The sequence below is a fragment of the Pseudooceanicola nanhaiensis DSM 18065 genome (assembly GCF_000688295.1).
In the GTDB taxonomy this organism is placed as follows: Bacteria; Pseudomonadota; Alphaproteobacteria; order Rhodobacterales; family Rhodobacteraceae; genus Pseudooceanicola; species Pseudooceanicola nanhaiensis.
In genome coordinates this window covers 205,564-224,922 of sequence record NZ_JHZF01000014.1, presented here as the reverse complement: position 1 = coordinate 224,922, position 19,359 = coordinate 205,564, and the positions used below count along the sequence as shown (strand labels likewise).

13 protein-coding genes are annotated in these 19,359 nt (G+C 70.1%); all 13 read left to right on the top strand.

Annotated elements, in window-relative coordinates:
• Positions 1-20 precede the first annotated feature (20 nt).
• The 13 genes from Q344_RS0118055 to Q344_RS0117995 all read left to right on the top strand — a co-directional run bounded on the left by Q344_RS0118055 (position 21) and on the right by Q344_RS0117995 (position 19,351).
• The gene (locus Q344_RS0118055) at positions 21-1,349 is read left to right on the top strand and encodes an amidase (RefSeq protein WP_028288001.1); all 1,329 of its coding nucleotides are present in this window, start codon (positions 21-23) and stop codon (positions 1,347-1,349) included.
• Positions 1,350-1,457: 108 nt separating this feature from the next.
• Complete coding sequence (locus tag Q344_RS0118050; protein ID WP_028288000.1) at positions 1,458-2,642, top strand: aminotransferase class I/II-fold pyridoxal phosphate-dependent enzyme; 1,185 nt, start codon at positions 1,458-1,460, stop codon at positions 2,640-2,642.
• Between the two features lie 11 nt (positions 2,643-2,653).
• Complete coding sequence (locus Q344_RS0118045) at positions 2,654-5,779, top strand: DNA translocase FtsK (protein WP_028287999.1); 3,126 nt, start codon at positions 2,654-2,656, stop codon at positions 5,777-5,779.
• A 430-nt stretch (positions 5,780-6,209) separates the two neighbouring features.
• Positions 6,210-7,595: a xanthine dehydrogenase small subunit gene (gene xdhA / locus Q344_RS0118040; protein ID WP_028287998.1), complete on the top strand. Its 1,386-nt coding sequence runs from the start codon at positions 6,210-6,212 to the stop codon at positions 7,593-7,595.
• Complete coding sequence (gene xdhB, locus Q344_RS0118035; protein ID WP_028287997.1) at positions 7,592-10,039, top strand: xanthine dehydrogenase molybdopterin binding subunit; 2,448 nt, start codon at positions 7,592-7,594, stop codon at positions 10,037-10,039. Before xdhA ends, xdhB begins: the two co-directional genes overlap by 4 nt.
• Positions 10,029-10,967 carry a xanthine dehydrogenase accessory protein XdhC gene (xdhC, locus tag Q344_RS0118030; protein WP_028287996.1) on the top strand — a complete coding sequence of 313 codons (939 nt, stop codon included), beginning with the start codon at positions 10,029-10,031 and terminating at the stop codon, positions 10,965-10,967. The genes xdhB and xdhC overlap by 11 nt, the downstream gene beginning before the upstream one ends.
• Positions 10,964-12,487, top strand: a complete 1,524-nt coding sequence (locus Q344_RS0118025; RefSeq protein ID WP_028287995.1) for an ABC transporter ATP-binding protein — start codon at positions 10,964-10,966, stop codon at positions 12,485-12,487. Before xdhC ends, Q344_RS0118025 begins: the two co-directional genes overlap by 4 nt.
• A gap of 123 nt (positions 12,488-12,610) precedes the next feature.
• A complete protein-coding gene (locus Q344_RS0118020; RefSeq protein ID WP_028287994.1) occupies positions 12,611-13,693 on the top strand; it encodes an ABC transporter permease in 1,083 nt (360 codons plus the stop codon).
• A 49-nt stretch (positions 13,694-13,742) separates the two neighbouring features.
• Positions 13,743-14,663 carry an ABC transporter permease gene (locus tag Q344_RS0118015; RefSeq protein ID WP_028287993.1) on the top strand — a complete coding sequence of 307 codons (921 nt, stop codon included), beginning with the start codon at positions 13,743-13,745 and terminating at the stop codon, positions 14,661-14,663.
• A gap of 31 nt (positions 14,664-14,694) precedes the next feature.
• Positions 14,695-15,777 (top strand): BMP family ABC transporter substrate-binding protein, encoded by a 1,083-nt coding sequence (locus Q344_RS0118010; RefSeq protein ID WP_028287992.1) that lies wholly within the window; start codon positions 14,695-14,697, stop codon positions 15,775-15,777.
• Positions 15,778-15,949: 172 nt separating this feature from the next.
• Positions 15,950-17,317, top strand: a complete 1,368-nt coding sequence (locus tag Q344_RS24380) for a methyl-accepting chemotaxis protein (protein ID WP_051630812.1) — start codon at positions 15,950-15,952, stop codon at positions 17,315-17,317.
• Between the two features lie 131 nt (positions 17,318-17,448).
• The gene (locus tag Q344_RS0118000) at positions 17,449-18,534 is read left to right on the top strand and encodes an NAD(P)/FAD-dependent oxidoreductase (protein WP_028287991.1); all 1,086 of its coding nucleotides are present in this window, start codon (positions 17,449-17,451) and stop codon (positions 18,532-18,534) included.
• Positions 18,535-18,553: 19 nt separating this feature from the next.
• Entirely contained in the window at positions 18,554-19,351 is a 798-nt protein-coding gene (locus tag Q344_RS0117995; protein WP_028287990.1) for a glycoside hydrolase family 25 protein, read from the top strand.
• Positions 19,352-19,359 lie beyond the last annotated feature (8 nt).

Here is a 19,359-nt window from a genome sequence, read left to right as displayed (position 1 = left end):
AAACCGGACAGGAGCGGATGATGGACAAGTGGCTGTGGATGAGCGCGGGCGAACTGGGCCGGGGAATCGGCGCGGGCGAGATCGACCCTCTGGCCCTGACCGAGTGCTACCTCGCGGCCATCGACTGCCATGAGCACCGCGACCGGATCTATGCCCGGGTGACCCACGGGCGGGCGCGGGCCGAGGCGAAGGCGGCGTCGGAGCGGGCGAAACTGGGCCTGCGGCGATCGCCGCTCGACGGTGTTCCGGTCTCATGGAAGGACCTCTTCGACAGTGCCGGCGTGGCGACCGAGGCAGGCTCCGCGCTGCTGGAGGGGCGGGTGCCCGAGGCCGATGCCCGCGTGCTGGCGGTGGCGACCTCGCTCGGGACCGTGTGCCTTGGCAAGACGCACATGTCGGAACTGGCCTTCTCGGGGATCGGGCTGAACCCGGTCACCGCGACGCCGCCGAACGTCAACGATCCCCGGGCGGTGCCGGGGGGCTCGTCCTCGGGCGCCGCGGCCTCGGTGGCCTTCGGGCTCGCGCCGATCGGGATCGGGTCGGACACCGGCGGCTCGGTGCGCATCCCCTCCGCCTGGAACGACCTCGTGGGGCTGAAGACGACGCCGGGGCGGCTCTCGCTCGAGGGGGTGGTGCCGCTGGCCAAGACCTTCGACACGATCGGACCGCTCTGCCGCAGCGTGGAGGATTGCGCGCTGGCGCTCGCGGTGCTGGAGAACGGCCGCGCCCCGGACCTGCGCGGCGCCAGTGTCGAGGGGGCGCGCCTCGGCGTGCTGCAGGGCCATGTGATGGACGACCTGCGCCCCGAGCCGAAGGAAGGGTTCGAGCGGGCCTGCCGCGCGCTGGAAGCCGCGGGGGCGGTGCTGGAACCCTTCGAGATGGCGGAGGTGGCCGAGGCGAACGCAAGTTCGGGGATCCTCTTCACCTCGGAGGCCTATGGCCTGTGGAAGGACGTGATCGAGGCGGCGCCGGAAAAGATGTTCCCCGAGATCCTCGAACGCTTCCGCGGCGGCAAGGCCCATGCGGCGGCGGATTTCGTCGCGGCCTGGGAGCGGCTTCACGCGATCCGCGCGCTCTGGCAGGCCCGGACCGCGGGCTTCGACGCGGTGATCCTGCCGACGGCGCCGATCCTGCCGCCCGAGGCCGAGCGCATGCTGTCGGATCACGACTACTACGTGCGGGAGAACCTGCTGGCGCTCCGGAACACCCGGGTGGGCAACCTGATGGGGCTCTGCGGCCTCACGCTGCCGACCGGCGTGCCCTCGGCCGGGCTGATGATTCTGGGCGCTCCGGGCACGGAAGAGGCCCTTCTGAGGCTGGGCAAGGGTGCGGAAACGGCATTGTCCTAAATACCACAAACCTTCCCGCAGAGGCTCAACTTACTGGACGAAGCCCCTGTCGGACGTTAATTTTCAGGCAAACGGGGCGGCCAAACGACCCCGATCCAGAGGCAGTTCATGACTTTCCCCGAGCGGTTTTCGAACCTACCGGCTTACGCGTTCCCGCGTCTGCGCGCGCTTCTCGACCCGCATCCGGCGGGCGGAGAGGTCGTGAACATGACCATCGGCGAGCCGAAGCATCCCTTCCCCGAATGGGTCCCGCAGGTGCTGGCCGAGTCGGTCGAGGGATTCGGGGTCTACCCGCCGAACGACGGATCGCCCGAGCTTCTGGACGCGATCTCGGGCTGGATCGGACGGCGCTACGGGGTCGACTTCGATGCCGCGCGCCGCGCGATGGCGCTGAACGGGACCCGCGAGGGGCTCTACAACGTCGCCATGGCGCTGCTGCCCGAGGAGAAGCGCGGCAAGCGGCCCGTGGTGCTGATCCCGAACCCGTTCTACCAGGTCTACATGATCGCGGCGATTTCGATCGGTGCGGAGCCGGTCTTCGTGAACGCCACCCGGCAGACCGGCTTCCTGCCGGATTACGGCGCGCTTCCGGCCGAGATCCTCGACCGGACCGTCGCAGCCTATGTCTGCACGCCGGGCAACCCGCAGGGCGCGGTGGCCGATGCGGGCTACTGGGCGGAGCTGCTGGCGCTGGCCGAGAAACATGATTTCCGGGTCTTCTCGGACGAGTGCTATTCCGAGATCTACCGCGGCGAGACCGCCCCCATGGGCGTGCTGACCGCGGCCGAGGCCAACGGCACGGACCCGGAGCGGGTGACGCTGTTCCAGTCGCTGTCCAAACGCTCCAACCTGCCGGGGCTGCGGGCGGGCTTCATCGCGGGCGGGCCCGAAAGCATGACGCACATCCGGCGGCTGCGCGCCTATGCCGGCGCGCCGGTTCCGCTGCCGCTGCAGCGGGTCGCGGAACGCGCCTGGTCCGACGAGGACCACGTGATCGCCAACCGCGCGCTCTATGCCGAGAAATACACCGCCGCCGACGAGGTCTTCGCGGGCGTGCCGGGTTATGCCGGGCCCGACGGGGGCTTCTTCCTGTGGCTGCCCGTCGAGGATGGCGAACAGGCTGCGCTGAAGGCCTGGACCGAGACCGGGGTGCGGGTCCTGCCCGGCGCCTATTTCGGCCAGGCGGTCGACGGGGAGAACCCCGGCACGCAATACATACGGGTCGCCATGGTGGCCCCAATAGACGAGATGGTCCCGGCGCTCACCCGCCTGAGAGACTGTCTCTACGCATGAGGAAGAGGGACATGGCATATCAGACGAGGGGCCGCGACCCCCTGTTCGACAGCAACGTGCAGGCCGCGATCGAGAAGCGGGGCAAGGAACTGGTCGGTGTGCTGGTGCTCGCCCTCGGGGTGCTGCTGACACTGTCCTTCGCCTCCTACTCGCCCGACGATCCGTCCTGGGTGTCGGTGACCGACCAGCCGGTGCAGAACTGGCTCGGCCGGCTCGGCGCCGGTATCGCGGCGCCGGTGTTCATGATCCTGGGGATCGGCGGATGGGGCTTCGCGGCCCTCGCGCTGGTCTGGGGGGTGCGGCTGGCGCTGCACCAGGGCGAGGAACGGGCGATGTCGCGCCTCGTCTTCGCGCCGATCTGGATCGTGGTCCTGTCGCTCTATGCCGCATCGCTCGTGCCCGGTGAGGGGTGGAGCCATTCCTTCGGGCTGGGCGGCCTGTTCGGGGACACCGTGCTGGGCACGCTGATCGGGGTCGCGCCGGTCAGCGCGACCGCCGGGCTCAAGATCCTGTCCCTGGTGCTGGGCGCCGGTGTCGTGGCGCTCGGGATCTTCGTGCTGGGCTTCACCCGGGGCGAGCTGAGGAACATGATGCGCTATGCCGTCTACGCCGTGGTCCTGGCCTATGTCGCCGTCACCCGCCTGCTGGGCCGGGGCGCACAGGCCGGCTGGTCGGGGGCGCTCGCCGCCCGCGAGGCCGCGCGCGACCGCAAGGAACGCCGCCGCGCCGAGGCGCTGGAACGCGCGGAGGCCGGGGATTACGTCATCGAGACCTATCCCGAGGATGACTACGAGGAGGCGCCGCGCACCTCGTTCCGCGACCGGCTGGGCGGCATCGTTCGCCGTGCCGCGCCGGCAGAGGAGCCGCTCTACGAGGACGATCCCTGGGAGACCCTGCCCGAGCATTACGAGGAGCCGCCGCTGCGCGCCCCCGCCGTGCAGGCGCAGCCCCAGCCGCGGCTTGGCGGCGTGACCCGCGCCCCCGCCCCGTCCTACCCGGTCCGCGAGACCCCGATCGAGGCACCCGCCCCCGCGCCCAAGGCCGGCTTCCTGAGCCGCCTGCCCTCGATGATCCGCCGCGCCGGCGAGGGCCCCGCGCCCTTCGCCGAGGTCGAGGACCGCATGCTCGCCGGCGAGGAGATGCCGCTCGACGACCGCATCAAGACCAAGATCGCCGACGCCGTGCGCCAGCGCGCGCGCACCTCCAGCCGGATCTCCGCGCCGTCGCACCAGCCGCTGACCAAGGGCCGCGGCCGCGGGCCGGACCCGCTGATCCTGGGCAGCACCCCGCGCGCCGAACCGCCGCTGACCGGCGGCGCGCAGCCCGCCGTGGCACCGGCGCCGCGGGCCGCTGCCCCCTCCCCTGCCCCTGCGGCGCGTGTCGTGGCCCCCTCCCCTGCCCCGCTCGAACCCGAGGCCGAGGAGATCGAGGATTACGGGATGGACGCCTGGGAGGACGAGGCAGCCGAGGCCGAGGCCCCGGCCCCGGTCGCGCCGCGCCTCCCGCAGGCCGCGCCGGCCGAACAGGCCCGCCGCGTGGTGCAGACCCCCGCGCGCAAGGCCCAGCCCTCGACCCGCGCCCGCGAAGAGGCCCAGCCCAAGCTCAAGTTCGAGGAACGCGCGGCGGAGTTCGACCTGCCGCCGCTCAACCTGCTGATGGATCCCACGGGCATCACCCGGCACCACCTGAGCGACGAGGCGCTCGAGGAAAACGCCCGGATGCTCGAGACCGTGCTCGACGATTACGGCGTGAAGGGCGACATCGTCTCGGTCCGTCCCGGCCCCGTCGTCACCATGTACGAGCTGGAGCCGGCGCCGGGCCTCAAGGCCTCCCGCGTGATCGGGCTCGCGGACGACATCGCCCGCTCCATGGCCGCGCTCTCGGCGCGTGTCTCGACCGTGCCGGGCCGCTCGGTGATCGGGATCGAACTGCCGAACGACAACCGCGAGATGGTCGTCCTGCGCGAGATCCTCTCGGCCCGTGAATTCGGCGACAGCAACATGAAGCTGCCGCTGGCGCTCGGCAAGGACATCGGCGGCGGCGCGGTGGTGGCGAACCTCGCCAAGATGCCGCACCTGCTGATCGCGGGGACCACCGGCTCGGGTAAATCCGTCGCGATCAACACGATGATCCTGTCGCTCCTCTACAAGCGCACGCCCGAGGAATGCCGGCTGATCATGATCGACCCGAAGATGCTAGAACTGTCGGTCTACGACGGCATCCCGCACCTGCTGTCCCCCGTCGTGACCGACCCGAAGAAGGCCGTCGTGGCGCTCAAGTGGACCGTGGGCGAGATGGAGGAGCGCTATCGCAAGATGTCCAAGATGGGCGTCCGGAACATCGACGGCTACAACGGCCGGGTGGCGGATGCGCTGTCGAAGGGCGAGATGTTCTCGCGCACCGTGCAGACCGGCTTCGACGAGGACACCGGCGAGCCCATCTTCGAGACCGAGGAGATCCAGCCCGAGAAGATGCCCTACATCGTCGTCATCGTCGACGAGATGGCCGACCTGATGATGGTCGCGGGCAAGGAGATCGAAGCCTGCATCCAGCGCCTCGCGCAGATGGCACGGGCCTCCGGCATCCACCTGATCATGGCGACGCAGCGGCCTTCGGTCGACGTCATCACCGGCACGATCAAGGCGAACTTCCCGACCCGGATTTCCTTCCAGGTGACCTCGAAGATCGACAGCCGCACCATCCTCGGCGAGATGGGGGCGGAGCAGCTCCTCGGCCAGGGCGACATGCTCTACATGGCCGGCGGCGCGAAGATCCAGCGCTGCCACGGGCCCTTCGTCTCGGACGAGGAAGTCGAGGAGATCGTGAACCACCTCAAGGCCTACGGCCCGCCGGATTACGTGGGCGGCGTCGTGGAAGGCCCGGCCGAGGACAAGGAGAACGACATCGACCTCGTGCTCGGCCTCGGCGGCAACACCGACGGCGAGGACGCGCTCTACGACCAGGCGGTGGCGGTGGTCATCAAGGACCGCAAATGCTCGACCTCCTACATCCAGCGCAAGCTGGGCATCGGCTACAACAAGGCCGCGCGCCTCGTGGAGCAGATGGAGGACGAGGGCCTCGTCTCGCCCGCCAACCACGTCGGCAAGCGCGAGATCCTGGTGCCGGAACAGCAGTAGGCGGCAGGCGGCGCGCTCCGCCCGGTTGCGCGGCGCGGCGATCCGAGTTCGGAAACCCGGGGCGTGACGCCATGCCCCGCCACGGCCCCCGAAGCGCTTCGGGGGCCGTTTTGCGTCCGGCGCGCTCCGGCGGGGCGTTTCACGCAGGACGCGCGACAGGTGCTGCGCCTGCCTGACCTGTCCGGGGAGAACCGGACGCCTTCGGACGGGCCCGGCAGGGCCGGGCCGCACGATCAGGAACAGAGGCCCGGGATCCCCCCTGCCCTTTTGCGGGGCGCCCGCGGGCGTTCGCGGCGGCCGCCCCGAGGAAATGCTTGCCAAATCCGCTCCGGGCCGGTTTGCTCAAGAAAACAGCGAAGCCCAGCCGTCCTCTACGCCGCATCGGGGACAGGCCTGCCGGGCCAACAGGGTAAGGCGGCGGTACATTGTCATGAAGGTCTCCTTTCTGTTGAACGGAGAGCGCGTCGATCTGGACGGGGTGTCGCCTCAGACCACCCTGCTCGACTGGCTGCGCACCGAACGCGGGCTGACCGGCACCAAGGAAGGCTGCAACGAGGGCGATTGCGGCGCCTGCACCGTGATGCTGCGCGACGAGCGCGGGCCGATGGCGCTGAACGCCTGCATCCTGTTCCTGCCGCAGGTGCACGGGCGCTCGGTGACCACCGTCGAGGGGCTGGCCGCCCCCGATGGCACCCTGCACCCGGTGCAGCGCGCGATGGTGGATCACCACGGCTCGCAATGCGGCTTCTGCACGCCCGGGATCGTGATGTCGCTGGCCGCCGCGCATGTGGCGGGCGATACCGATCACGACACCGTCCTGGCCGGCAACCTCTGCCGCTGCACCGGCTACGCGCCCATCGTGCGCGCCGCCGAGGCGGCCGCCGGGGCGCCGGTGCCCGGAGCGCTGGCCGCCGCGCCCGAGCTGCCCGAGGCGCAGGCGCAGGACGACCTGAGCGGCGGCGCGGCGGCGGTGATCCGCAGCGCGGACGCGCTGGCCGAGTGGTGCCTCGCCCATCCCGAGGGGCGGATCGTGGGCGGCGCGACGGATGTCGGGCTCTGGGTCACGAAACGGCTCGACGACCTCGGCGCCGTGGCCTTCGTCGGCCGCTGCGACGACCTGCGCGAGGTGCAGGTGAGCGAAACCGAGATCCGCCTGGGCGCCGCCGTCACGATCACCGAGATGGCCCGCGCCTTCGCGCCCCACCACCCCGACCTCGGCCGGATGCTGAACCGCTTCGGCTCGGTCCAGGTGCGCAACGCCGCCACGATCGGCGGCAACATCGCCAACGGCTCGCCCATCGGGGACGCGCCGCCCGCGCTGATGGCGCTCGGCGCGGTGCTGCACCTCAGGAAGGGCGCGGCGCGGCGGGCGCTGCCGCTGGAGGAATTCTTCCTCGATTACGGCCGGCAGGACCGCCAGCCCGGCGAATTCGTCGAGGCCGTCTCGGTCCCGCGGCAGGCCGACCGGCTGGCCTGCTACAAGCTGTCGAAACGCTTCGACCAGGACATCTCGGCGGTCTGCGGCTGCTTCAACGTGCAGGTCTCGGACGGGCTGGTGACCGGCGCGCGGATCGCCTTCGGCGGCATGGCGGGCGTGCCGAAACGGGCCAGGGCCGTCGAGGACGCCCTGCGCGGGCAGCCCTGGACCGAGGATACGATCGCCGCGGCCTGGGACGCCTGGGAGGCGGATTTCCAGCCGATGAGCGACATGCGCGCCTCGGCCGGCTACCGGCTCGAGACGGCGCGGAACATGCTGATCCGCTATTTCCTCGAGGACATCGGCGCGGCGACGCGGGTGCGGGAGGTCTCGGCATGAGCGTGACGAAACCCCTCCCCCACGACAGCGCGGAGCTGCATGTCACCGGGCAGGCGCGCTATGTCGACGACCTCGAGGCGCCGGCCGGCAGCCTGCACCTCGCCTTCGGCCTGAGCGATGTCGCACGCGGCGAGATCGTCGCGATGGACCTCACGGCGGTGCGCGCGGCGCCGGGCGTGGTCGCGGTGCTGACCGCGGCGGACCTGCCCTTCGCGAACGACGTCTCGCCCTCGATCCATGACGAGCCGCTGCTGGCGGAGGACGAGGTCTTCTACCTCGGCCAGCCGCTCTTCCTCGTGGTGGCGCGGAGCCATCTCGCGGCCCGCAAGGCCGCGCGCCTCGGCCGGATCGAGATCACCGAACTGCCCGCGATCCTGACGGTGGAACAGGCGCTGGCGGCCGACAGCCGGTTCGAGGACGGGCCGCGGATCTACGAGAAGGGCGATGCCGCCGCGGCGATCGAGGGCGCGGCGCATGTGCTCGAGGGCCGGATCGAGATCGGCGGGCAGGAGCATTTCTACCTCGAGGGGCAGGCCGCGATGGCGGTGCCGCAGGAAGCGGGCGGGATGGTCGTGCATTCCTCGACCCAGCATCCGACCGAGATCCAGCACAAGGTGGCCGAGGCCATCGGCCTGCCGATGCACGACGTCCGGGTCGAGATGCGTCGCATGGGCGGCGGCTTCGGCGGCAAGGAAAGCCAGGGCAACGCGCTCGCCGTGGCCTGCGCGGTGGCGGCGCGGGCGACCGGCCGGGTCTGCCGGATGCGCTATGACCGGGACGACGACATGGTCGTGACCGGCAAGCGGCACGATTTCCGCATCGATTACCGCGTGGGGTTCGACGATGCCGGGCGGATCGCCGGCGTGGATTTCCGGCATTACACCCGCTGCGGATGGGCGCAGGACCTCTCGCTGCCCGTCGCCGACCGGGCGATGCTGCATGCGGACAACGCCTATCTGCTGGAGAACTGCCGGATCGAGAGCCACCGGCTGAAGACCAACATGCAGAGCGCGACCGCCTTCCGCGGCTTCGGCGGGCCGCAGGGCATGCTGGGCATGGAGCGGGTGGTCGATCACGTGGCCCATGCCCTGCGCAAGGACCCGCTGGAGGTGCGGCGGGTGAATTACTATGCCGACGCCGCGGGCGTCGGCGGCGGAGGGGGGCCAGCCCCCCATCGGTCTTCGACCGATTCCCCCCGGGATATTTCCGGCAAGAGGAAGCCCGGGGCGGATGACCACCTGGACCTCACCTCGCGCGGGGCGACGGGGCCGGTGGAGGACGAGGTTGTGCCGGTGCCGCCGCCGGGCGCGCAGACCACGCCCTACGGGATGGAGGTCGAGGATTTCATCCTGCACGAGATGACGGACGCGCTGGTGGCCTCGTCGGATTACGTGGCGCGCAGGGCGGCAGTGGCGGAATGGAACGCCGCGCAGCCGATCCTGAAGCGGGGCATCGCGATTTCGCCGGTGAAGTTCGGGATCTCGTTCACGCTGACCCATCTCAACCAGGCGGGCGCCCTGGTGCATGTCTACCAGGACGGCTCGGTCTCGATGAACCATGGCGGGACCGAGATGGGCCAGGGGCTGAACCGGAAGGTGCAGCAGGTGGCGGCGCGGGTGTTCGGGGTCGAGAGCGACGTGGTGCGGATCACCGCGACGGATACGGGCAAGGTGCCGAACACCTCGGCCACCGCGGCCTCGTCGGGGTCGGACCTGAACGGGATGGCGGTGCAGGCGGCCTGCGAGACGATCCGGGACCGGATCGCGGAGGTGGTGGGCCAGCTCCACCAGGTGAAGGCGGCGGAGGTGGTCTTTGCCGAGGGCGAGGTCCGCGCCGGCGACGCGGTGCTGCGTTTCGCCGACGCGGTGAAGCTCGCCTACGAGAACCGCGTCAGCCTGTCGTCCACGGGGTATTACAGGACGCCGAAGGTCGCCTGGGACCGGATCGCGGGACGCGGGCGGCCGTTCTTCTATTTCGCCTACGGCGCGGCGGTGACCGAGGTCGTGATCGACACGCTGACCGGCGAATACCGGATCCTGCGGGCCGACATCCTGCATGACGCGGGCGCCTCGCTGAACCCGGCGATCGACATCGGTCAGGTGGAGGGCGGCTACGTGCAGGGCGCGGGCTGGCTGACGACCGAGGAGCTGGTCTGGGACGACACGGGGCGGCTTCGGACCCATGCGCCCTCGACCTACAAGATCCCCGCCTGCGGGGACCGGCCGGACGTGTTCAACGTGGCCCTGTGGGACAGCCCCAACCGGGAGGAGACGGTGCACCGGTCCAAGGCCGTCGGCGAGCCGCCCTTCATGCTGGGGATCTCGGCCTTCCTGGCGCTGTCGGATGCGGTCGCGGCCTGCGGGCCCGGATACCCGGCGCTCGACGCGCCGGCGACGCCGGAACGGGTGCTGAAGGCGGTGACGCGGGTGCGGGATGGGCGTTGAACCGGAGCACCTGCGGCGGCGGGTCGCCGCCGAGGGGCGCGTCGTCCGGGTGGTGATCGCGGAGGTGCGGGGATCCGCGCCGCGCGAGGCCGGAGCGGCGATGATCGTGGGACCGGCGGGTCCGACCGGGACCATCGGCGGCGGGGCGCTGGAATTCGAGGCGATCCGGGAGGCGCGCGGGCTGGAGGCGCCGAAGGTGGCGCGCCGGGCGCTCGGGCCGGAACTGGCGCAATGCTGCGGCGGGTCGGTGGTGCTGGTCTTCGAGCCCTTCGATGCGGAACGCCTGGCGGCGCTCGGCGGCGAGAGCTTCGCCCGCCCCGTGGCGCGCGACGCCGGAGAGATGCCGCTCGCGATGCGGCGGGCGGTGGCCCGGGCGCGGGCGCAGGGCGCATCGGTGCCGGTGATGCTGCGGGACGGCTGGCTCATGGAGCCGGTGGCGCGGGCCGAGCGGGCGCTCTGGGTCTGGGGCGCGGGCCATGTGGGCCGGGCCCTCGTGTCGGTCATGGCGCCGCTGCCCGGGCGCGCGATCACCTGGGTGGACACCGGGCCGGAGCGGTTCCCGGACGAGGTGCCCGAGGGCGTCGAGGTCGTGACCGCGGCGGACCCGGCCCGGCTGGCCGCCCATGCGCCCGGCGATGCGGTCCACCTGGTGCTGACCTATTCGCACGCGCTCGACCTCGCGCTCTGCGATGCGCTCCTGCGCCGGGGCTTCGGATGGGCCGGGCTGATCGGCTCGGCCACCAAGTGGGCGCGGTTCCGCAAGCGGCTTGCCGAGGCGGGCCACCCGGACGCGCAAATCTCACGCATCCGGTGTCCGATCGGCGACAAGAGCCTCGGGAAACATCCGCAGGCGATTGCCGTGGGCGTGGCCGCCGCGCTAATGAGGGAAACGGCGCAGCAAGACGCCCTGAAGGACAAGATCGCGTGACGGGGACGGACATACTTCTCTCGATCCGGGGGCTGACCAAGGCCTATCCGGGGGTCGTCGCCAATGACGACGTCTCCTTCGACATCGGTCGGGGGGAGGTCCACGCGCTGCTCGGCGAGAACGGCGCCGGGAAATCCACGCTGGTCAAGATGATCTACGGGCTGGTGAAGCCCGATTCGGGCGAGATGGTGCTGAACGGCGCGGCCTTCGCACCCTCCGAACCGCAGGCGGCGCGGGCCGCGGGCGTGGCGATGGTGTTCCAGCATTTCTCCCTGTTCGACGCGCTGAACGTGGCCGAGAACATCGCGCTCGGCATGGCGGACCCGCCGGCCATGCGCGACCTCGCCACGCGTATCCGGGATGTCTCGGAGCAATACGGCCTGCCGCTCGATCCCTACCGGACGGTGGGCGATCTGAGCGCGGGCGAGCGGCAGCGGGTCGAGATCGTGCGCTGCCTGCTGCAGGATCCGAAGCTCCTGATCATGGACGAGCCGACCAGCGTGCTGACACCGCAGGAGGTGGAGATCCTCTTCGCGACGCTCCGGAAGCTGTCGGCCGAGGGGACGGCGATCCTCTATATCTCGCACAAGCTCGAGGAGATCCGGGCGCTCTGCGACGCGGCGACGATCCTGCGGCTCGGCCGGAAGGTGGCGGAATGCACCCCGCGCGAGACCACGGCGCGCGAGATGGCCGAGCTGATGGTGGGATCGGAGCTCCTGGTGCCCGAGCGCACCGGCAAGGCGCCCGGTCCCGTCCGGCTGGCGCTGAAGGGGCTGAGCGTCAGATCGCCCTCGCAGTTCGGGACCTCGCTGAAGGAGGTGAGTTTCGAGGTGCGCGGCGGCGAGGTGCTGGGCCTGGCCGGGGTGGCCGGGAACGGACAGGACGAATTGCTGGCCGCGCTGTCGGGCGAGCTGACCTCGGCCCGCGGCATGGTCGTGCTGGAGGGCAAGGAGATCGGCCAGCTCGGGCCCATGGCGCGGCGCCGGATGGGTCTGCTGACGGCGCCCGAGGAACGGCTGGGCCATGCCGCGGCGCCCGACATGAGCCTGACGGAGAACGCGCTCCTGACCGGGGCGGAGCGCGAGGGGCTGATGGCCAACGGCTTTCTCCGCTGGGGGAAGGCGCGCGCCTTCGCGAAGGCGATCATCGAGCGATTCGACGTGCGCACCCCCGGGACGGAGAACGCGGCGCGCTCGCTCTCGGGCGGGAACCTGCAGAAGTTCGTGATCGGGCGGGAAGTGATGCAGCGCCCCGACGTGCTGGTGGTGAACCAGCCGACCTGGGGCGTGGACGCGGCGGCCGCCGCGGTGATCCGGCAGGCGCTGCTCGATCTGGCCGAGGGCGGCACGGCGGTGATCGTGATTTCGCAGGACCTCGACGAGCTGATGGAGGTCTCGGACCGGTTCGCGGCGCTGAACGAGGGACGGCTGTCCGAGGTCGTGCCGGCGCAGGGCCTGACGGTCGAGCAGATCGGGCTGATGATGGGCGGGGCCCACGGGATGGAGGTGGCGCATGTCTAGGCGGTGCCTTCGCCCGGCCGCGGTGCCCGTGCAGGTTGCGGATGCCTCCGGCGGGAGTATTTCGGGAAAGATGAAGACGGCGGGGGTGCTTCTGCCCGTCTGCGGTGAGGACGGGGTGGGGGCATGCTGAGGCTCGAGAAGCGGCGGCAGCCGTCACGGATCTGGGCCTGGGCCACGCCGCTCGCGGCCGTGCTCGCCACGATCCTGTTCGGCGGGCTGCTGTTCATGGCGCTCGGCAAGGACCCGGTCGTGGCCATCCGGACGATCTTCTACGATCCGCTCTTCGGGCAGCATGCCTTCTTCTACCGGCCGCAGCTGCTGGTAAAGGCGGCACCGCTGATCCTGATCGCCATCGGCCTGAGCCTCGGGTTCCGGGCGGGCATCTGGAACATCGGCGCCGAGGGGCAATACATCGTCGGCGCGCTCGCCGGGGCCGGATGCGCGCTGGCCTTCTACCCGATGGAGGCCTGGTTCATCTTTCCGCTGATGATCCTCAGCGGCGCGCTCGGCGGGTTTCTCTGGGCGATGATCCCGGCGCTGCTCAAGGTGCGCTTCGGGACCAACGAGATCCTCGTCTCGCTGATGCTGGTCTACGTGGCCGAGCAGCTTCTGGCCTCGATGTCGCTGGGGCTTTTGAAGAACCCGGAGGGCTTCGGCTTCCCGGGCAGCCGGAACCTCCAGCAATACGAAAGCGCCCACAATGCCGAGCTGATCGCGGGCACCGGCATGCACTGGGGCGTGGCCTTCGCCTTCATCATGGTGATCTTCGCCTACGTGCTGCTGAACCGGCACATCCTCGGCTACCACATCCGGCTGACGGGCGAGGCGCCGCGGGCCGCGCGCTTCGCGGGCGTCGTCCCGGCGCGGCTGGTGATCTTCTGCCTCGGCATGGGCGGGGCGCTGGCGGGGCTCGCCGGGATGTTCGAGGTCGCGGGCCCCGCGGGGCAGGTCTCGATCGACTTCAACGTGGGCTACGGCTTCACCGCGATCATCGTGGCCTTCCTCGGACGGCTGCACCCGGTGGGCATCCTGCTGGCCGGACTGCTGATGGCGCTGACCTATATCGGCGGCGAGATCGCGCAGTCGAACCTCGGCCTGCCGGCCGCGGCGATCCAGGTGTTCCAGGGGATGCTGCTGTTCTTCCTGCTGGCGGTGGACGTCTTCACCAATTACCGGCTGCGCTTCGGCCGGGGGGTGGCGGCATGAGCCCCGCCCCGAACCGACCCCGCGCAACCGCAGACAGGAAAACCGCCCCATGGATCTGAGCGCGATCAACCCCGTCCTGCTCATCGCCTCGCTGATGGTCGCGGCCACGCCGATCCTGCTGGCCGGGATCGGCGAGCTGGTCGTCGAGCGGGCGGGGGTGCTGAACCTCGGGGTCGAGGGGATGATGATCACCGGCGCGATCTGCGGCTTCGCGATCGCGGTGAACACCGGCTCTCCGGCCCTGGGCTTCGTGGCCGCGGCGGGGGGCGGGGCGCTCCTGTCGCTGCTCTTCGCCCTGCTCACGCAATACGCGCTGGCGAACCAGGTGGCCTCGGGCCTCGCGCTCACGCTCTTCGGGCTGGGCCTGTCGTCCCTTCTGGGACAGGGCTACGTGGGGATCAAGCCGCCGCCGACGGACCGGCTCGACATTCCCGTGCTGACCGATCTGCCCGTCGTGGGGCGGATCCTCTTCGGGCACGACCTGATGGTCTATTTCGGCATCGCGCTCGTCGCCCTTGTCTGGGCCTTCCTGAAATACACCCGCGCCGGGCTGATCCTGCGCGCCGTCGGCGAAAGCCACGACGCGGCCCATGCGCTCGGCTACAAGGTCAAGCGCATCCGGGTCATGGCGATCATGTTCGGCGGCGCCTGCGCGGGTCTGGGCGGCGCCTACATCAGCCTCGTCCGGGTGCCGCAATGGACGGAAGGCATGACCGCGGGCGCCGGCTGGATCGCCCTGGCGCTGGTCGTCTTCGCCTCGTGGAAGCCCTGGCGCGTCCTGATCGGCGCCTATCTTTTCGGCGGCGTCACCGTGCTGCAGCTTAATCTGCAGGCGGCGGGTCTTGCGATTCCCGTCGAATACCTTTCCATGAGCCCGTACCTGATCACCATCCTCGTGCTGGTCATCATGTCCGCGGACAAGAGCCGCGCGCCCGCATCCCTGGGCCGCATCTTCCACGCCTCGCAATGAGGCCACAAACAAGAAAGTAGGGGAGACATCCATGCTGAAGAGAACGTTCCTGACCACCGCCGCCGTCGCGCTGGCGATGGCCGCCACCGGGGGCGCCGCGCTGGCGCAGGAGAAGACCAAGGTGGGCTTCGTCTATGTCGGTCCGATCGGTGACGGCGGCTGGACGCATGAGCACGACGTCGGCCGCCGCGCGGTCGAAGAGGAGTTCGGCGACAAGGTCGAGACGGTCTATGTCGAGAACGTCCCCGAGGGCCCGGACGCCGAACGCGTGATGACCCAGATGGCGCTGGACGGCGCCGACCTGATCTTCACCACCTCCTTCGGCTACATGGATCCGACGATCAACGTCGCCAAGAAGTTCCCGGACGTGAAGTTCGAGCACGCCACCGGCTACAAGACCGCCGAGAACGTCGGCACCTACTCCGCGCGCTTCTACGAGGGCCGCGCGGTGCAGGGCCTGATCGCGGGCGAGATGACCGAGAGCAACATCATCGGCTACATCGGCTCCTACCCGATCCCCGAAGTGATCCGCGGCATCAACTCGGCCTATATCCACGCCAAGAAGGTGAACCCGGACGTCGAGTTCAAGATCGTCTGGGCCTTCACCTGGTTCGACCCGGCCAAGGAAGCCGACGCCGCCAAGGTGCTGATCGAACAGGGCGCCGACGTGATCCTGCAGCACACCGACTCGACCGCGCCGCAGGCGGCCGCCGAAGCGGCGGGCAATGTCTACACCTTCGGCCAGGCCTCGGACATGGCCGAGTTCGCGCCGAAGCCGCGCATCAGCTCGATCATCGACAACTGGGCGCCCTATTACATCGAACAGGTCAAGGCCGTGATGGACGGGACCTGGAAGAGCGAGCAGACCTGGGACGGCATCGGCCCGGGCATGGTCGGCATCGGCGAGATCACCGACGCGGTCCCCGCCGAGGTGAAGGAAGAGGCGCTGGCCCTGAAGGACCGCATCGCGAGCGGGGAATACCACCCCTTCACCGGCCCGCTGAAGAAACAGGACGGTTCGGACTGGCTGGCCGAGGGCGAGACCGCCGATGACGGCACGCTCCTGGGCATGAACTTCTTCGTCGAAGGCATCGAAGGCGAGATCCCGCAGTAAGCGGAGAGCATCGCGACACGGAGGGCCCGGCCAGCGCCGGGCCCTTTCGCATGTGCGGGGGCCCCGGCGCATGTGACGGCTTTCGAGATTTTTCCCGAAAGTCGCTCGAGCATTCAGATCCCGTAAACGTTGCAGCGCTAGAACCGCGTTCAGAGGATCCTGGAGGCTATCAATGCTGGGTTTCAATTTCGGTGGCAGGAAATCGTCCGGTTCGGCGCCCGACGCGCTCGAAGCGCAACGTGCGGCGGCACTCGCCCAGATGGTCATGGCGACGCAGGCGGTGATCCACTTCTCGCCGGACAGCCGGATCCTGTTTGCCAATCAGAACTTCGTCGATGCCCTCGGTTACGACAGCCTGGACGAAATCGTCGGCCAGCAGCACGAGATTTTCGTGGAACGCGACTATGCCGCCTCGAGGGAATATGCCGAATTCTGGGAGACGATGCGCGCAGGTCGCAACCATGCCGGCGTCTTCAAGCGCATCCGCAGGGATGGATCCGCGATCTACATCCGGGCGACCTACGCCCCGGTTCTGAATGCGGAGGGCCGCATCGAACGGGTGATCAAGGTGGCCACCGACATCACCGACCGGCAGCTGACGCAGAAACTGCTCGAAGATGGGCTGGACGCGCTGCGCGCCGGCATCCTCTCTCCCGCCACGTTCGATTCCTCCTACGACGAAGTGCGGACCATGGGGACCAACTTCAACAACATGATCGCCGCGCTCTCCGATTTCGTGCGCCAGGTGCACGGGGCCTCGTCCCGGGTCCAGACGATCTCGGGCAGTCTCGATGCCGCCACGAACGATCTGGCCCGGCGCGGTGAAAGCCAGGCTGCATCGCTGGAAGAAGTCGCCGCCGCGATCACGCAGCTGTCGGCTTCGGCAGAGAACTCGGTCGAGCGGGCGAAGGAAAGCTACCAACTGACCAAGGTCTCGCAGGACAATGCCGAGGACGGCCGCAAGGTCGTAGATGCCGTCACCAGGGCCATGAACGAGATCGAGGCCGCTTCGAACCAGATCGGAGAGATCCTGACCAGCATCGACGAGATCGCCTTCCAGACCAACCTGCTGGCCCTGAACGCAGGGGTCGAAGCCGTCCGCGCGGGCGAGGCCGGGCGCGGCTTCGCCGTCGTCGCCTCCGAAGTGCGGTCGCTGGCTCAGCGCTCCTCGGACGCTGCCAGCCAGATCAAGCGCCTCGTCAAGTCGAGCGATGACAAGGTGAAGAACGGGGCCAACCTCGTCGCGCAGGCCGACGAGGTGCTCAGGACCATCTTCGAACAGATCAGCGCGATTTCGGACAACGTCCGATCCACCATGCAGACCATGGACGAGCAGTCGCTCACCATCTCGGAAATCAACACCGCCACGACGCGGCTCAGCCAGGACACCGAACACAACGCCACCAGCATCCGGGCCTCCGCCGAGATGAGCAAGCAACTCAAGGCCGAGGCGGATGGGCTGCAGGCGCAGGTGCAGCGCTACCGGATCGAGCCGCAGCAGGTCTCGGGCAAGGTCGCGCCCTTCCGGCGGGCCTCGTAAGCGGCACGTTTCGGCCCGCGACGCGCGACCCGGCGGGGCCCGCGTCCGCCAGATGCCATGACGCGCGGAGGCGTGCCGCCGGTGGTCAAGGAGGGGCTTGCAAGCCGCCATGAGCCTGCCATCTTGGCGGCATGACGACGCAATACGACTTCCTCATCATCGGCGGCGGCGTGGCAGGCGTGTCGGCGGCCGCACGGCTGGCGCCACATGGCCGGGTGCTGCTGCTCGAGGCCGAGCCGGCACTGGCCTATCACGCCTCGGGGCGCTCGGCGGCGATGTTCCTCGAAGCCTACGGCAACGCCACGGTGCGCGCGCTGAACGAGGCGAGCGCAAGCCACCATGCGGAGGCCGACGGCGGCGTCCTCTCCCGTCGGCCGATGATGCTGATCGGACGCCCGGGCGAGGAAGAAGCCTTTGCCGCCGAGGCCACCGCATTCGGCATGGACGAGATCACCCTCGACGAGGCCCGCGCGCTGATCCCGATCCTGAACCCCGCGACCGTCACCCGGGCCGGACTGCGCGGCGACCCCAGCGACCTCGACACCGACCTCCTGATCCAGAACTTCGCCCGCGCCGCCCGCGCCAGGGGGGCCGAGTTGCACACCGGGGCGCGGGTCTCGGCGATCACCCGGGAAGGCGGCACCTGGGAGGTCACGGCCGGGCCAGACACCTGGCGCGCCGCCTGCATCGTGAACGCGGCCGGAGCCTGGGCGGACGGCATCGCGCGGCTGGCCGGGATCGCGCCCCTCGGCATCACGCCCTACCGCCGCTCGATGGCGCGGATCCCCGCGCCCGGCGGACATGACGTGTCGCGCTGGCCCTTCCTCGATGCGGTCGGGGAACGGTGGTACGCCAAACCCGACGCAGGAAAGCTGATTGTCTCTCCGTCCGAGGAGGACGCGGCCGAGGCGCATGACGCCTGGGCCGACGACATGGTGCTGGCCGAGGGTCTCGCCCGCTACGAGGAGATGGTCACCGAGCCGGTCACCCGGGTCGAGCATTCCTGGGCCGGGTTACGCAGCTTCGCCCCCGACCGGGCGCTGGTCATCGGGCGCGATCCGGCGGTGCCGGACTTCGCCTGGCTCGCCGGACAGGGGGGCTACGGCTTCCAGACCGCGCCCGCGGCGAGCCGTCTGATCGCCGACCTCCTCACGGGCCAGCCGCCCGAGCTTCCGCAGAGCGTCGTCCAGGCGCTCTCGCCCGCCCGCTTCGCCTGATCTCCCGAAAGGAGCCGCCATGGTCCGCCGCATCGCCGCCGCCCTCGCCCTTGCCCTGCTGGCCGCCTGCGGAGGGGGCTCGGCCCCGGACGGGCGCGAGGCTCCCGTGATCCGCCCGGTCGCCGGGCTGCCGGCGGCCTTCGGCGACCGCAAGCCGCACGATTGGGAGGGCCGCGCCCCCGCGCGCTACGCGGTCCACGGCACCGACGTCTCGCGCTTCCAGGGCGGGATCAACTGGACCGAGGCCGCGCGCAATGGCATCCGCTTTGCCTGGATCAAGGCGACCGAAGGCGGCGACCGGGTCGATCCGGAATTCGCCGCCAACTGGCGCGGCGCCGCCGCGGCGGGTGTGCCGCGCGGGGCGTACCATTTCTACTACTGGTGCCGGCCGGCCGTCGAACAGGCCCGCTGGTTCATCCGCAACGTGCCGAAGAGCGCGGGCGCCCTGCCCCCGGTGCTCGACATGGAATGGACGCCCTTCTCGCCGACCTGCACGATCCGCCCCCCGGCCGAGCAGGTGCGCGCCGAGGCGCTGGTCTTCCTGCGCATGCTCGAGGCGCATTACGGCACGCGCCCGTTGATCTATTCGACGCCGGATTTCTTCGAGCGCAACGGGATGGACCGGCTTGGCGATTACGAATTCTGGCTGCGCAGCACGGCCGGGCACCCCTCCAGGACCTACCCGGGTCATCGCTGGACCTTCTGGCAATACACCGGCACCGGGCTGGCGCCGGGGTTCTTCACGGATGTCGACCTGAACGTCTTCAACGGCTCGGAGGCACAGTTCCGGAGCTGGCTGGCGCGGCGGAGCCAGTAGGGTTCCGC